This window comes from Corallococcus sp. AB049A, assembly GCF_003668885.1.
In the GTDB taxonomy this organism is placed as follows: Bacteria; Myxococcota; Myxococcia; order Myxococcales; family Myxococcaceae; genus Corallococcus; species Corallococcus interemptor.
Window position 1 is genome coordinate 1 of the sequence record NZ_RAWL01000223.1, and the last position, 14067, is coordinate 14067.

The window sequence follows — 14067 nt, forward strand, 5'->3', positions numbered from 1 at the left end:
CCCCCAGCCCCACCCAACGCCGCCCGTATGACATGCCCCACCCTCCACGGTGTTCAGGGGCGGAGGGTAGGCATCGACTGCGTGGAAGGAAGCGCCGTGCCTGTCGTGGGAACGAAAGTTCGACGAAGGATGTCGGCTTGTCCCCAGGGAGGGTCCGCAAGTCCTCGGATCAACGGAGCCCGCGGGCCGTTGCGCGTGTCAGCTACCGAGCAGTTCCCGGTGCAGCCGGGCCGTGAGTGTCTTCAGGTGCGCCTTGTCCACCAGGAGGGTCACCTGGAGGGGCGAGGTGCTCACGGCATGGACGCGGGCGGACAAATCCTCGGCGGCGGACAGCGCCTTGCGCAGCGGCACCCAGTCCGCGTTGAGCCCCACACCCACACAGGTGACGGTGCCCCACCCGTCCCGCCATTCCACGCCCGCGCCGAAGCGCGTGGCCAGCTCGCGCTGGAGCGCCTCCGGCCCGTGGATGTCCGCGAGCGGCACCGCGAGGAACGTGCGTCCCGGCGCGCCCGGCAGCCCGTCATGGGCGAGCGTGCGGCCCCGGACGGCCCTGGCGTCCAGGAACTCCAGCAGTTCCTGCAGGGGCACGCTGGCGTGGGAGACGAGCACGGCCATCTCCGCGTCAGCCGTCACGCCCTTGACGCGGCTGTCGGTGGGGACGGCGAGCTCCTGCACGCTGGTGCCGGTGCCCTGCCCGTGCGCGGTGCGCGCGAGGATGGTGATGCCGCGCGCCTTGGCCCACTCCACCGCCTGGGCGTTGAGCACCTTGGCGCCGGCGCTCGCCAGCTCCTGCATCTCGTCGTAGCTCAGGGACTCCAGCTTGCGCGCGTCCGGCACCACGCGCGGATCCGCGCTGAAGACACCGTCCACGTCCGAGTAGATTTCGCACGCTTCCGCGTCCAGCGCCGCGGCCAGCGCGACGGCGGTGGTGTCCGAGCCGCCGCGTCCCAGCGTCGTCACCTCCTTCTTGTAGGAGACGCCCTGGTAGCCCGCGACGATGACGACCTTGCCGTGCGCCAGCTCGTCCTGGATGCGGTAGGGCCGCACCTCCACGATGCGCGCCTGGGCGTGCGCGTCGTTGGTGATGATGCCGCTCTGGCTGCCGGTGAAGCTGATGGCCGGCACGCCCTGCTCCTGGAGCGCCATGGACAACAGCGCCATGGAGATGCGCTCGCCGCAGGTGAGGAGCATGTCCAGCTCACGCCGGGGCGGGTCCTGGGACACGCTCTTGGCCAGGGACAAGAGGTCATCCGTGGTGTCGCCCATGGCGCTCACGACGACGACGACCTGATAACCCGCGTCCCGCTTCTCTTTCACGCGGCGCGCGACCTTGCCGAGCTTCTCCGCGTCAGCGACCGATGAGCCGCCGTACTTCTGCACCACGATTGGCATCCACGCCTCGCTTCCGGGGCAGTGTAGAGTTCGACCCCGCGCATGCCAATCACCGAGAAGCCCATCATCGAGGTGCGCAACCTCACCCGGCGCTATCGCGATCGCGTGGCCATCGAGGACCTGTCCTTCACGGTCGGTGAGGGCGAGCTGCTCGGCTTCCTGGGACCCAACGGTGCCGGCAAGTCCACCACGATGAAGATCCTCACCGGCTTCCTGCCCCCGTCCGAGGGCAGCGCGAAGGTGGCGGGCTTCGACGTGTCCACGCACCCCATGGAGGTCAAACGGCGCATCGGCTATCTGCCGGAGACGCCGCCGCTGTACCCGGAGCTGACGGTGCACGGCTACCTGGCGTTCGTCGCGGCGCTCAAGCAGGTGCCTGGCCGCGCGGTGAAGGCGGAGGTGGCGCGGGTGGCGGGGCTCACGGGCGTCGACGACGTGATGGGCCGCGTGCTCCAGAACCTGTCCAAGGGCTATCAACAGCGCGTGGGCATCGCGCAGGCGCTCATCGGTTCACCGCCGGTGCTCATCCTGGATGAACCCACGGAAGGCCTGGACCCCGCGCAGCGCGCGGACCTGCGGGCGTTGATCCGGAGCCTCGCGGGCAAGCACACGGTGCTGCTGTCCACGCACATCCTCCCGGAGGTGACGGTGACGTGCGAGAAGGTCCTCATCCTCCATCAGGGCCGCGTGGTGGCCCATGACGCCATCGACCAGCTGGCGAAGTCCCATGGACAGGCCGAGCATGCGTCGTTGGAAGAAGTCTTCATCAAGCTGACCGCCGCCTGAACTGAGAGCCCCAAGCGCATGCGCACCGCCCTGGCCATTGCCCGCAAGGAGCTGGCCGTCGCCTTCACCACCCCGTGGGCCTACGCCGTCTTCACCGCGATGGCGGCGCTCTCGTCGTTCTTCTTCGTCAGCCTGCTGGAGCAGTTCCAGCAGGTGCAGTCCCTGGCGCGCGAGCACGGCTGGAGCAAGCTGCCCCCGGACTCCATCGTCTACCGCAACCTCACCGACGGCGTGGTGGTGCAGCTGTGGGGCGTGGTGATGATCCTCACGCTCTTCGTCGCGCCCTTCCTGTCCATGCGGCTGTTCGCGGAGGAGAAGCGCCAGAAGACGTTCGCGCTGCTGCTCACGACGCCGGTGCGGCCGGTGGACATCGTGCTGGGCAAGTACCTGGGCGGCCTGGGCCTCATCTTCATCACGCTGGGGCTGACGCTGGTCTTCCCGGTGCTGTTGTCGCTCGTGGGCTCGGGCCCTTCTGGATCCGCGCTGGAGTGGCCCACGGTGCTCCTGGGCTACAGCGGGGTGCTCCTGTGGGGCGCGACCTGCATGGCCGTGGGGCTGTTCATCTCCGCGCTGACGGAGAGCCAGATGCTGGCGGCGTTCCTCACCTTCGCCGTGCTGTTGCCGTGGATGCTCCTGCGCGGCGTGGCCCAGTCCACCGCGGAGCCGCTGCGCTCGTTCCTGTCCTACCTGGCCTTCGACGCGCAGTTGCAGGGGATGCTCCAGGGCGTCCTGGAGGTGCAGGCGCTGGTGTTCTTCGCGTCCGTCATCCTGTTCTCGCTGCTGCTCACCCACCGCGCGGTGGAAGCGCAGCGCTACGCGTGACCATGAGAGCGACCCACGTCACCCGGGTGCTGGGGCCCTTCGGCCTGCTGCTCCTGTTGTCCAGTCCCCTCACGCTGCTCCTCACCTCCGGCAGCGTGGCGCTCGCCGCGGGCAAGGCCGTGCTGGGCGCCGCGATGCTCGCGGTCTATCTCGCCGCGCACCGCAAGGAACTGGGACGCGCGGGCACCCGGCGCACGGGGCGGTTCCTGGCGTCGTCGGTGCTCACCACGCTGGCCGTGCTGGGCGTGCTGGTGGCGCTCAACGTGCTGGCGTTCCGCAAGAACCAGCGGTGGGACTTGACGCGGGAGCGCATCTTCTCGCTCGCGCCGCAGACGGTGCAGATGCTGGCGGGGCTGAAGGAGAAGGCCCATGCGCTGGCGCTCGTCCCGCCCACGCATCCGTCCTATGGCGAGCTGGAGGAGCTGTTCCGGCGCTACCACGAGGCGGCGCCGGAGCGCTTCGACTACGCCTTCGTGGATCCGCGCCGCGAGCCGACCCTGGCCGCGAAGTACCAGCTCAAGGACGGACAGACGCTGGTCGTCATCTCGCGCGGCGAGGGCGACTCCGCGCCCCACACCACCCTGCCCGTCCCCGCCGAACAGGAGCTGACCAACGCCCTGCTCCAGCTGGGCGCGACCGGTGCCCAGAAGGTCTACTTCCTCGAAGGCCATGGCGAGTGGTCCCTGGAGAAGGCGGGAGACGGGCTGACGGAGCTGCGGCGCCAGCTGCTGCGCGAGGGCTACCGCCCCGAACCGCTCAACCTGCTGGGCCGCAAGGAGGTGCCTCGCGACGCGGGGCTGGTGGTCATCGCTGGCGCGAAGCAGGACTACACCGCGCCGGAAGTGGCGGCCCTGCGCGGCTACCTGGGTGAAGGTGGCCGGCTGCTGTACTTCACCGACGCGAACACGGAGGACGGGCTGGGGCTGTTCCTCGCGGACTACGGCGTGCAGGTGGATGAAGGCGTGGCGGCGGATCCGCAGTTCAACTCGGGCAACCCGTTCGTCCTGGTGTCGAACTTCTATGGCAAGCACGCCATCACGCGCCCGCTGCAGGATCGTGGGCTCAACGTGCAGCTGCCCACGCCGCGCAGCTTCACCCTCATCCGCGAGGGCTTCCTGCTGCCCGGCGTGACGGTGGAGCCCGTGCTGCTGAGCTCCCCGTATGCCTGGGTGGAGTCGCGGCCCCTGGAGGACACCACGCCGTCCAGCGGCGAGAAGATGGGACAGCTCACGCTGGTGGCCGCCGCGTCCCGCGACACGCGCGCTGCGGAGCACAAGCGCTTCGACGAGGCCCGGCTGGTGGTGGTGGGCGACTCGGAGCTGATTCTGGATCCGAACTGGGGCTACGAGGCCAACCGCAACCTGGTGATGAACGCCCTGGGCTGGGCGTCCCACCAGGTGGAGAAGATCACCCTGCGTCCCCCCGACCGTGAGACGTCCACCCTGGAGCTGAGCGAGGACCAGATGCGGACCCTGCGCTTCGTGTCCACCGACCTGCTGCCCCTGTCGCTGCTGGGCGTGGGGCTCGCCGTCTGGTTGTCGAGGAGGAACCGGTGAGAGCCACCACCGTCGTGTTGCTGGGGCTGCTGGCTGCGGGATGTTCGCGCGACGCGGAGAAGCCCCCCGCGCCGCCGAAGATCTTCGCGACGGAGCCCGCAGGGCCACAACGGAGTGCGGATCCGGCGCCCGTCTTCACGCACCTGACGGTGAAGGCTCGCGGCGCCACCACGCAGCTGGAGCGGACGCCGGAGGGCTGGCGGCTCGTGTCCCCCGTGGAGGCGAAGGCGGATCCATACGCGGTGGAGGCCCTGGTGCAGCAGCTCACCTCGGCGAAGTTCAAGGCCACCGTGAACGCGTCACCGACGGATGCGGACCTGAAGAAGTACGGGCTCACGTCCCCGGCGTTCACCGTGACGGCGCGGGCCTTCCTCCCGGATGCCAACGGCGAAGGCGCGGAGGATCCGTCCCGGCAGCGCACCCTGACGCTGGCCGGTGGGGATGAGAACCCGTTCGACGGCTCCGTCTACGTGCGCCGCGAAGGCGACGCGACCGTGTACGCGGCCGACGGCGCCGTGCGGTACTCGCTGGACAAGGGCCCCTTCGAGCTGCGCGCCAAGGAGTTCCTGGGGCCGCTGGAGCTCACCGCGCTCCAGTCCATCGAAGTCACCGCGAAGGACCACGCCTGGTCGCTGACGCGCGAGGCGGACGGCAAGTCGTGGCGGATGGAGAAGCCGGAGCCCACGCGCGCGAACACCGGCCGGCTGACGGACCTGCTCAAGGCGTTCGCGGCCCATCAAGCCCTGTCGTTCCCGCAGGACACCGCCGCCACGCGCAAGGCCCTGGGCCTGGACACGCCAGTCGTGGACGCGCGCTTCGTCCCTGTCTCCGGTGAGCCCATCCGCGTGCGCCTGGCGCAGGTGACTCGCGAGGGTGCGCCCGTGGTCCATGCGCTGCGGGAACAGGGCGCTCAGTCCACGCTGGCGGAGGTGGAGCCCCGGGCGCTGACGACGCTGGACGTGGGCGTGCAGGAATTGAAGGACCGGCGCGTGCTGTCGTTCCCGCGCGACGACGTGCGGCGACTGGAGTTCCTCCCCGGAGGCAAGGGCGCTCCGGTGGTGGTGACGCGCGGCGCGGGCAACGGGGACGCGTGGCAGGTGGAGGGCCCCGGTGGCGGACGCGCCCTGCACTTCCGCGTGGTGAAGCTGCTGGGACGGCTGGAGTCGCTGAAGGCCGCGGCGTTCGGCGAGGCGAAGGTGAAGCGCTGGGAGCGCTACGGCATCAGCGACGCGTCCCGGGGCGTCGTGCTGCGCGACGGGGACGGGCGGGAGCTGGCGCGGCTGTGGCTGGGCGACGCCGTGCCGGACACGGAGGACCGGCTCTACGCGCGGGGCTCCGGGCCGGACCTGGTGGAGGTGTCCATGGGCGCGGTGGCGGACCTGCCCACGCGCGCCGCGGACCTGCAGGAGGCGCCGCCCGAAGCGTCGGACGGCGGGGCTCCCTAGACCTCCATCAGGGCGAAGCGCTGCTCGGGCGTGAACTTGGTGAGCAGCGGCATCGCGACGTTGAACACCGGGATGCCGCTCTTCGTCTTGCCCTCGAGCGCGCCGTGGTGCGCGTGGCCGTGGAAGACGTAGGCCGCGCCGTAGTGGTCAATGGGCATCGACAGGCGGCTCGTCCCCAGGAAGGGACGGATCTCGATGTTCTCCCCCTCCAGCGTCTCCGGGATGGGGGCGTAGTGCATGATCACGACCTTCTTGGGCGTGTCCAGGTGGCTGAGCGCGGCCTCCAGCTTGAGGGACTCCGTGACGGCCTCCTGCACGAAGGACTTCGTCTGCCCTTCGCCAAACGCCTGCAACGTCGCGTTGCCGAAGCCGCCTCCGAAGCCCTTCACCCCCGCGACGCCCAGCACCTTCTCGAAGATGTAGTGGTCCCCGTCGAGGATGTGCACGCCGACCTTGGAGAGCTCCGAGCAGATCTCCTTCACCTGCCCGTGCTCGTAGTCGTGGTTGCCCAGCACCGCGGCGCACGGGACGCGCAAGGCCGAGAGTTCCTCGGCCAGCACCTTGCCCTCTTCAATCATCCCGCGGTCCGTCAGGTCACCGCACAGCAGCAGCATGTCCGCCGAGGCGTTCACCTGCTTGATCAGCTGACGGAAGCGCCCGTGCTGGTCCTCGCGGCAGTGCAGGTCACCGACCGCTGCCAGCCGAATCTTCGAGCTCGGATCTCGCGCCACGGGTTCCCCCCTCGGGTCTGTCCTGTTCGTCCCACGCCCTGCCGTCCCCAAAGCCCCAGTGGTGGATGTCCACGTGATAGTTCACCTTGGACACCAGGTTGCCCCGGCACAGCTTCTCTTCCCAGCTGCCATCGCGCACCGTCTGGAGCGTGCGGCTCATCAGCTCCGTCATCACGTAGTTGGGCACGATGTCGCGCTCGCTGGGGTACGCGAAGCGGAACATCATCAGGTGGCTGAGCAGCACCTCCCAGTAGCGGTCGAAGCGCCGGAGGATGCGGTCCCAGTCCATCTCCCGCCCCGCCTTGAGGATGAGGTGGTTGATGTCCGCGCCGTCGTAGCGCTCGCGCTCGGTGACGAAGGCCTTGGACCAGATCATCTCCTCGGCCGGCGCGATGAGGCACTCGTAGCCGAAGATGGTGGCCTTCCTGGCGTTGGTGAACCACTCGTCGTCCACCGTCGCCACGCCGTTGCCGGAGGAGAAGATGAAGTCGACGAAGTAGTCGCCCTTGTAGGCCTTGTAGAGCCACACCTCGTCCGGACGCTCCGTGCGCCAGCCATCCTTCTCCAGCACGTCCAGGGCGCGGATGGCGTCCTGCTTGCGCGGGAAGAGGTCCAGGTCCTTGGTGTCACGGTAGATGCCGGTATAGGTGGCGTAGGCGTACGCCCCGCCCACTACGAACGGCACCCCGGCCTCATGGAGCAGACCGACGGCTCTGGCGCGGGCGTTGATCTCGTCCGGCTCACGCTCCCGCTCGGCCAGCGTGGCGTCCGTACCCATCTCCCCGGGATGGTTCGGGTGTCGTTTTTCCATGGGCGAAAGGTAGGGATGGCCCATTTCAACCGTCGGGCAGGCGGGCGCGGGCGGCCGGAGAGCAGGCGGCCAGACGCCAAGCGCGTGGTTTCACTGCCCTTTTCCACTTCAAGCGAGCGCTTTTTCTGTTTTTGGGCCGGCCTGTGTCCATAGGGGCGAATTCACTGCCGCACGGCCCGCGCGACACGGGCCCTGAAAGGACACCCGACCATGCTGCGCAAGAGCTTGCTGTGTGCCTCCCTGCTGCTGGCTGCTGGCTGCAACGACGCCGACTCCGGCGACGCGAAGTTCCGCGACGGCCTTCCCTCCAAGGAGCAGGTGCAGGTGAAGGCGCCCCAGGCGAAGGGGCAGGGTCTGACGGCCGCGGGGCCGTCCGCGATGTTCGGCCAGGGACAGAAGTCCGGCTATTACCAGGTGACGGTGGACGCCACGGTGTCGGTGAACACCGGCACGGCGTGGGTGCTCGGCCTCATCGAGCGGATTACGAAGTACCCGCCCACGACGCTGGAGGAGAACAAGGCGGTGTGGGGTCCGGCCACGGAGGCGCTGAGCCCCATCACGTGGCGGCTGACGGTGACGAAGTCCGGTGAGGCGTCGTTCTCCTGGGTGCTGGAGGGCAAGGGGAAGACGGAGGAGGACAGCGCGTTCCGGGCGGTGCTGTCCGGCACGCAGCAGGTCGCGGTGAACGCGGACGGCGAGCGGCAGCGCGGGTTCGGCTCGGGGGAACTCTTCATCGACTGGGACGCCGCCCACACGCTGCCGGACGCGGATGACCACGTGGGCACGGTGGAGATCCGCTACGCGCGGCCGAGCGCCACGGCGGACGCCACGGTGGACGCGGACTTCCACCAGGTGCGCGACGACAAGGACCCCACGAAGCGCGTGGACGGCAAGTACCACTACAAGACGACCCCGTCGGCGGGCGGCGAGTTCGAGTTCGCGACGCTCCAGGACATCAACGACAACGACCCGCAGGCCGCGAAGCTGGAGAACGTGAGCATCAAGAGCCGCTGGACGGCGACGGGCGCGGGGCGCGCGGACGTGAAGGCGACCGGGGGCGACCTGGCGGCCGAGCTGAAGGTGAACGAGTGCTGGGACACGAACTTCCTCAGCACCTACCTGGAGATCAACCTGTTCCCGGGCCAGGGCTACGGCGACGCGCAGACCGGCTGCGCCGGGTTCACGGCGGCGTCGTACTCGTCGCTGTGAGGCAGGTCGCGGTAGGCTTGCGCCGCGCGTGACCGGACCGACCCCACTGGCCCTGAAGGTGGTGCCCCCTCGACCCAACGAGGACCGGCGGGCCGTCCTGCGCGAGCTGTATGTGAAGTACGGCGGCAGCGTGCGTGAGCGCTGCCGCTATCTGCTGAAGGACGCGAGCCGGGCGGAGGACGCGATGCAGGACGTCTTCGCCCGGGCGCTCGTGCACGGGGACTCCTTCCGGGCGGAGGCGTCTCCGCTGACGTGGCTGATGAAGATCGCCACGCACCACTGCCTCAACCAGCTGCGCTCGGAAGGGGCGGCGTGGAGGAAGTGGTTCGCGCGGGACGAGGCGGCCCGTTCCGAGGGCCACGGTGGCGCGGAGGCGATGGAGACGCGAGACCTGGTGCGCAAGCTGCTGGCCCGGGTGGACGCGGAGACGCAGGCGGCGGCGATCCACTACCACGTGGACGGGATGACGCTGGAAGAGGTGGCCGCGGCGCTGGGGCGTTCGGTGCCCACGGTGAGAAAGCGGCTGGAGCATTTCGCGGAGCTGGGTGGAGAGGAGCTGAGCGTCCGATGAGCGCGCACGAGTCGAGCTGGACATTGCGCCGCCTGCACGCTGGCGAGCTTCCCGCCCCCGAGGCGAACCGCGTCCGCGGGCACGCGGAGGCTTGTGACGCGTGTGGCGCGACGCTGAGGTCCTTCGCGGACGCGCAGGCCGCCTTCGAGGCGGAGGTGCCCTTCGAGAAGTTCGAGGCCGGCGTGGAGCGGGCCCGCGCGAGGCAGGCGTCCACGGAGTCCAGGACGCAGGCGCGGTGGGTCCGGCCGCTGATGGCGGTGGCGGCGTCCGTGGTGGTGCTGGTGCTGGCGCGCCCGCTGCTGGAGACCGGTGGCAGGACGGATCCGCGCCAGCCGCCCGTCGCGGGCAATCGCCTCAAGGGCGGCGCGGGGGCGGAGCTGCGCATCGGTGGAGGCGTGGATCCGCAGCGCGTGGCGAGCACCGACGCGCCGGAGGCACTGCAACCCGGCGAGCGCGTGCGGCTGGGCTACACGGCGGACGCGTACCGTTACGTGGCGGCGCTGTCGGTGGATGCGCAGGGTGAGGTGACGCCGCTGTATCCGGAGTCCGGAGACAGCCTCGCGGTGGAGCCGGGCGTGGGGCAGCACTGGCTGCCGGAGAGCGTGGAGTTCACCGGCGCGGGCGCGGAGCGCGTGGTGCTGGTGCTCACGGACGCGCCCGTGTCCATGGATGCGCTGGGTGACGCGGCCCGGAAGGCCTTCACCGCGGCGGGCCGGGACGTCACGCGAATGGCCCCGCTGGACGTGCCGGGCGCGCAGACGCAGTGGGTGTTGCTGAAGCCATGAGCGACGGCCCCGTGAAACAGGGACTCGCCCCCGTGGCGGCCTGGGCACGGGCCCTGGCCACGGCGATGCGTGCGTCAATTCCCGCGCTCGTCCTGGCCTCCACCGCCGCGCACGCGGACACGCTGCACCGCTTCGCGCTCATCGCGGGCAACGACACGGGTGGCGCGGATACGCGGCCCTTGAGCTACGCGCGCGACGATGCGCGCAAGATGCACGACCTGCTCACGCGGCTGGGCGGTGTGTCCCCGGCGGACGCGAAGCTCCTGCTGGACGACGACGCGAAGGACTTCCTCCTCGCCCTGTCGGATCTGGAGCAGCGGGCCCGCGCGGCCCAGGCTCGCGGCGAGCGCACCGCGCTGTTCGTCTATTACTCCGGCCACGCGAAGGACGGCGCGCTGCGGCTGGGCGACTCGCGGCTCGCCTTCGACGCGCTCAAGCGCCGGCTGGCTGATGCGCCCGTGGACATCCGCATCGCCATCCTCGACTCGTGCCGCTCCGGCGCGCTCACCCGCACCAAGGGCGCCCGCAAGGCCCCCGCCTTCGACGTGGAGTCCGGCGCCGCCCGCGATGCCCGGGGCGTCGTCATCCTCACCTCCAGCGCCGCGGACGAGGACTCCCAGGAATCCGACGCGCTGGGCGGCAGCTACTTCTCCCATCACCTGGCCAGCGGCCTCCTGGGAGACGCGGACCGCAGCGGCGACGGGCGCGTGACGCTCTTCGAAGCGTATTCGCACGCCTATGCCCGCACCGTCGCGGACACCGCCGACAGCAGCGCCGGCCCCCAGCACCCGACGTTCAGCTACGACCTGGCCGGCAACGGCGACCTGGTCCTCACCGACCTGCGCGCCAGCGCCGAAGGCCTGGTCGTCCCCGGCAACGCGCCCGCGGGCTCGTACTACTTCGTGGATCCGGCAGGCCTCGTGGTCGCGGAGCTGGACAAGGCCGTGGACGCCGAGCGCCGCGTGGCGCTGGCCCCCGGCACCTACCGCGTGAAGCGCCGCCTCAGCGACCGGCTGCGCATCGGCGAGGTGGAGGTCGCGCGCGGACGGACCACCATCCTCCAGGAGCCGCGCTTCAAGGACGCGCCCTTCTCCGACGACCCGGTGAAGGGCGCCATGAGGGACCGGGGCGCCTGGTGGGCGTTCGGCCTCACCGGCGGCTTCCAGTCCTTCTTCGACCCCCAGACGCGCCAGTCCCTGTTCCTCTCCGTCCCGCTCTTCGGCGCGGAGGCCGAGCTGCACGACTACTTCCGCCGCGACTGGGTCTGGGGCTTCGACGCGGCGGTGGGCGGCACGAACAGCGTGCTCACGCTGTCCACGCTGGAGGGCCCGGCGTACCGCTACTCCGTGGTGAACGTGGGCACCAGCCTCACCGCCGAGTGGCCCGTGGGCCGCGTCGCTCCGTTCGTGGGCGTGCGCGTCGCGTACCTCATCATGGGCCGCAAGTTCGATGACGGAGCGTTCCCGGATCAGCGCTTCGCCATGGTGTCCCCGGGCCTCGCGACGGGCGCGCGCTTCCAGCTCACGCGCCACCTGAACCTCACCGCGCGCACCCGCCTGCAGTACCTCCAATACACCGTCGACGCGCAGCGCTCCCTGGGGTTCTGGGAGCTGGCCGCGCTCCTCACGTACCAGCCATGAGGGAGCCCGTGATGCGAAACCTGGCCCTGGCCCTCCCCTGCCTCCTCGCGGTCGCGTGCGGCGGAGACTTCTCCAACGACGACCTGGAGTTCCAGAACGCCCTGCCCCAGCGCGAGGACCTGGCCGCGAAGCTGCCGGACAGCGCCCGCGCCGGACAGGGCCTGGGCACGAACGTCCAGCGGCTGAGCGCGTCGCAGGTGCTGGGCGGCACGTCGGAGCTCGCGCTCCAGGCCTATCAAGCAGGCACGCGGTTCAACACCAGCGTGGACCGCCTGCTCTCCCTGTTGGAGCTGGTCCGCGACGCGCGGCCCTCCACGCGCGAAACGGACCGGCGCATCTGGGGCCCCTTCCCCGCGAAGGACCACCCGGGCCAGGAGCTGCGCTTCGTGATGGAGCGCCAGGACGCGGACTTCGCCTACCTCCTCCAGTTCCGGCCCAAGGGCAGCGGCGAGGACGCGTGGTGGACCTACCTGCCCGGCACCTTCAAGGCGGACGGCGGCATCCGCAAGGGCACGGGCACGCTCGCGCTGGACCTCAAGGAGGCCCGCGCGCACGGCCTGAAAACGGGCGACGCGATGGCCCTGGACCGGCTGGACATCGACTACCAGACGAAGGCGCTGCCCACGAGCGTGGAGCTGCTCTTCACCGCCGCGGGCGCCGCCACCCCGGACACGCGCTATGCGTCGCGTCAGACGCCAGAGGGGCTGGGGGAGATGGCGTTCCGGCTGCCGGGGGTGGACTTCGTGCCCGGCAACCTCACGGAGACGCTGGACATCGTGGCGCGCTGGACGCCGGATGGCCGGGGCGTGCTGGTGCTCAACATCCTGGCCGGGGACGCGAAGGGCGCGCAGTACACGGAGTGCTGGGACGCCGGGACGCGCATCACCTTCATGCAGCGCAACTGGGACTTCCTCAACCCCACCGAGGGCAACCGCAGCACCTGCCCGGACGTGTCCGCGCTGGACCTGGTGCCCTGAAGAAGCCGCCAGAACTCAGGGCCGGACAGCAGCCGGGCGGACAGTCCCTGCCCCGAGGAAGGTGACGCGCGGGGTGGATTCTCTATGCTGGCGGCTGTTTCCCGCGCCCCCATGCCCAACTCCTCGCTTCTCACCGTCTTGAAGAGCCGTCGTATCTGGCTCCTGATGGCCGTCGGCTTCGCGTCCGGCCTCCCCCTGTGGCTGACCGGCGTCACGCTGTCCGCGTGGATGAAGAACGAGGGGGTCAACCTCAAGACGATTGGCATCTTCAGCCTGGTGGCGCTGCCCTACACCTTCAAGGTGCTGTGGGCGCCGCTGATGGACCGCTACACCCTGCCCTTCCTGGGCCGGCGGCGCGGCTGGATGTTGCTCACGCAGGTGCTGCTCATGGGCGCCATCTCCGCCATGGGACTGGTGAACCCGAAGGACACGCCCCTGGCCATGGCCTGCATGGCGGTGGTGGTGACGTTCCTGTCGGCCAGCCAGGACATCGTCGCGGACGCGTGGCGCACGGACATCCTCCCCATGGAGGAGCGCGGTCTGGGCAATTCGATGTACGTCACCGGCTACCGGATGGGCATGCTGGTGGCGGGCGGGCTCGCGTTCGTCCTGTCGGACCACCTGGGCTGGTCCCACACGTACTACGTGATGGGCCTGCTCATGGGCGTGGGCGTGGTGGCCACGCTGCTGGCGCCGGAGCCCGAGAGCGTGCGGCCTCCGCGCAACCTGGTGGATGCCGTGGTGCGGCCCTTCGTGGACTACTTCCGCCGCAAGTACGCCCTTGGCGTGCTGGCGTTCCTGGTGCTCTACAAGCTGGGGGATGGCATCGCCGCCAGCATGGTGACGCCCTTCTACATCGAGCTGGGTTTCTCCAACACGGAGATTGGCGCGCTCAGCAAGACGCTGGGCATGGTGGCCACCATCTGCGGAGGCCTGCTGGGCGGCGTGATGATGGTGAAGCTCAGCATGCGCCGCGCGCTGTTCATCTTCGGCGCCGCGCAGGGCATCACCAACCTGGCCTTCATGGCCCTGGCGATGGTGGGCAAGAACGACCTGATGCTCGCGGGCACCATCGCCGTGGACAACGTGTGCACGGGCCTGGGCGTCACCGCGTTCGCGGCCTTCGTGATGTCGCTGTGCCACAAGAGCTTCAGCGCCACGCAGTACGCGCTCCTGTCCGCGCTGGGCACCATCGCCAACCGGCTCATCGGCTCCGTGTCCGGCTACCTGGCCGAGTGGATGGGCTGGCCTGGCTTCTTCGCCTTCACCGCCGCGGCGGCCATCCCCGCGCTGGTGCTGCTGGTGTTCCTGCCGGAGCACGCCGCCCAGCCCCAGGAAGACG

The 14067-nt window shown here is 70.1% G+C and carries 13 protein-coding genes; 10 read left to right on the forward strand and 3 right to left on the reverse strand.

The genetic code is table 11. From position 1 onward, the window contains the following. Window positions 1-198: 198 nt before the first annotated feature. Window positions 199-1392 carry an aspartate kinase gene (locus D7X55_RS22980; protein WP_120552419.1) on the reverse strand — a complete coding sequence of 398 codons (1194 nt, stop codon included), beginning with the start codon at window positions 1390-1392 and terminating at the stop codon, window positions 199-201. 42 nt (window positions 1393-1434) lie between these two features. Between D7X55_RS22980 and D7X55_RS22985 the strand changes: the two genes are divergently transcribed. From D7X55_RS22985 to D7X55_RS23000, 4 genes are read left to right on the forward strand one after another with little or no spacing between them, the layout of a single operon-like run. Beyond that, window positions 1435-2178: an ABC transporter ATP-binding protein gene (locus D7X55_RS22985; RefSeq protein WP_199747088.1), complete on the forward strand. Its 744-nt coding sequence runs from the start codon at window positions 1435-1437 to the stop codon at window positions 2176-2178. 18 nt (window positions 2179-2196) lie between these two features. Then, on the forward strand, window positions 2197-3000 hold the full coding sequence (locus tag D7X55_RS22990) for an ABC transporter permease (RefSeq protein WP_120552418.1): 804 nt from the start codon (window positions 2197-2199) through the stop codon (window positions 2998-3000). A 2-nt stretch (window positions 3001-3002) separates the two neighbouring features. Further along, the gene (locus D7X55_RS22995; RefSeq protein WP_121724195.1) at window positions 3003-4556 is read left to right on the forward strand and encodes a GldG family protein; all 1554 of its coding nucleotides are present in this window, start codon (window positions 3003-3005) and stop codon (window positions 4554-4556) included. Next, window positions 4553-6001, forward strand: a complete 1449-nt coding sequence (locus D7X55_RS23000) for a DUF4340 domain-containing protein (RefSeq protein WP_121724196.1) — start codon at window positions 4553-4555, stop codon at window positions 5999-6001. Before D7X55_RS22995 ends, D7X55_RS23000 begins: the two co-directional genes overlap by 4 nt. Here the strand turns inward: D7X55_RS23000 and D7X55_RS23005 are convergent. Together D7X55_RS23005 and D7X55_RS23010 are read right to left on the reverse strand one after the other, a co-directional pair. Next, complete coding sequence (locus D7X55_RS23005) at window positions 5998-6702, reverse strand: metallophosphoesterase (protein ID WP_120552423.1); 705 nt, start codon at window positions 6700-6702, stop codon at window positions 5998-6000. The two genes, D7X55_RS23000 and D7X55_RS23005, sit on opposite strands and share 4 nt — an antisense overlap. Then, window positions 6686-7510, reverse strand: coding sequence for a nucleotidyltransferase (locus D7X55_RS23010; protein ID WP_120552415.1), 825 nt, complete (start codon window positions 7508-7510; stop codon window positions 6686-6688). The genes D7X55_RS23005 and D7X55_RS23010 overlap by 17 nt, the downstream gene beginning before the upstream one ends. 243 nt (window positions 7511-7753) lie before the next feature. Here D7X55_RS23010 and D7X55_RS23015 point away from each other — a divergent pair, with 243 nt between their 5' ends. The 6 genes from D7X55_RS23015 to D7X55_RS23040 all read left to right on the forward strand — a co-directional run. Further along, a complete protein-coding gene (locus D7X55_RS23015) occupies window positions 7754-8752 on the forward strand; it encodes a hypothetical protein (RefSeq protein WP_121724197.1) in 999 nt (332 codons plus the stop codon). Between the two features lie 28 nt (window positions 8753-8780). Next, window positions 8781-9323 carry an RNA polymerase sigma factor gene (locus tag D7X55_RS23020; protein WP_233610006.1) on the forward strand — a complete coding sequence of 181 codons (543 nt, stop codon included), beginning with the start codon at window positions 8781-8783 and terminating at the stop codon, window positions 9321-9323. Beyond that, a complete protein-coding gene (locus D7X55_RS23025; protein WP_121724198.1) occupies window positions 9320-10108 on the forward strand; it encodes a DUF4384 domain-containing protein in 789 nt (262 codons plus the stop codon). Before D7X55_RS23020 ends, D7X55_RS23025 begins: the two co-directional genes overlap by 4 nt. Continuing rightward, a complete protein-coding gene (locus D7X55_RS23030; RefSeq protein ID WP_407921781.1) occupies window positions 10105-11748 on the forward strand; it encodes a caspase domain-containing protein in 1644 nt (547 codons plus the stop codon). The genes D7X55_RS23025 and D7X55_RS23030 overlap by 4 nt, the downstream gene beginning before the upstream one ends. Window positions 11749-11759: 11 nt before the next feature. Next, on the forward strand, window positions 11760-12725 hold the full coding sequence (locus tag D7X55_RS23035; protein ID WP_199747090.1) for a hypothetical protein: 966 nt from the start codon (window positions 11760-11762) through the stop codon (window positions 12723-12725). Between the two features lie 138 nt (window positions 12726-12863). Continuing rightward, on the forward strand, window positions 12864-14067 hold a 1204-nt coding region (locus tag D7X55_RS23040), incomplete at its 3' end, for an AmpG family muropeptide MFS transporter (protein ID WP_233610007.1).

Bases quoted from the DNA above. Each gene is read 5' to 3' on its own strand.
- D7X55_RS22995 (WP_121724195.1), top strand. From the start codon at position 3,003: ATGAGAGCGACCCACGTCACCCGGGTGCTGGGGCCCTTCGGCCTGCTG.
- D7X55_RS22980 (WP_120552419.1), bottom strand. From the start codon at position 1,392: ATGCCAATCGTGGTGCAGAAGTACGGCGGCTCATCGGTCGCTGACGCG.
- D7X55_RS23035 (WP_199747090.1), top strand. From the start codon at position 11,760: ATGCGAAACCTGGCCCTGGCCCTCCCCTGCCTCCTCGCGGTCGCGTGC.
- D7X55_RS23015 (WP_121724197.1), top strand. From the start codon at position 7,754: ATGCTGCGCAAGAGCTTGCTGTGTGCCTCCCTGCTGCTGGCTGCTGGC.
- D7X55_RS22985 (WP_199747088.1), top strand. From the start codon at position 1,435: ATGCCAATCACCGAGAAGCCCATCATCGAGGTGCGCAACCTCACCCGG.
- D7X55_RS23010 (WP_120552415.1), bottom strand. From the start codon at position 7,510: ATGGGTACGGACGCCACGCTGGCCGAGCGGGAGCGTGAGCCGGACGAG.
- D7X55_RS23025 (WP_121724198.1), top strand. From the start codon at position 9,320: ATGAGCGCGCACGAGTCGAGCTGGACATTGCGCCGCCTGCACGCTGGC.
- D7X55_RS23030 (WP_407921781.1), top strand. From the start codon at position 10,105: ATGAGCGACGGCCCCGTGAAACAGGGACTCGCCCCCGTGGCGGCCTGG.
- D7X55_RS22990 (WP_120552418.1), top strand. From the start codon at position 2,197: ATGCGCACCGCCCTGGCCATTGCCCGCAAGGAGCTGGCCGTCGCCTTC.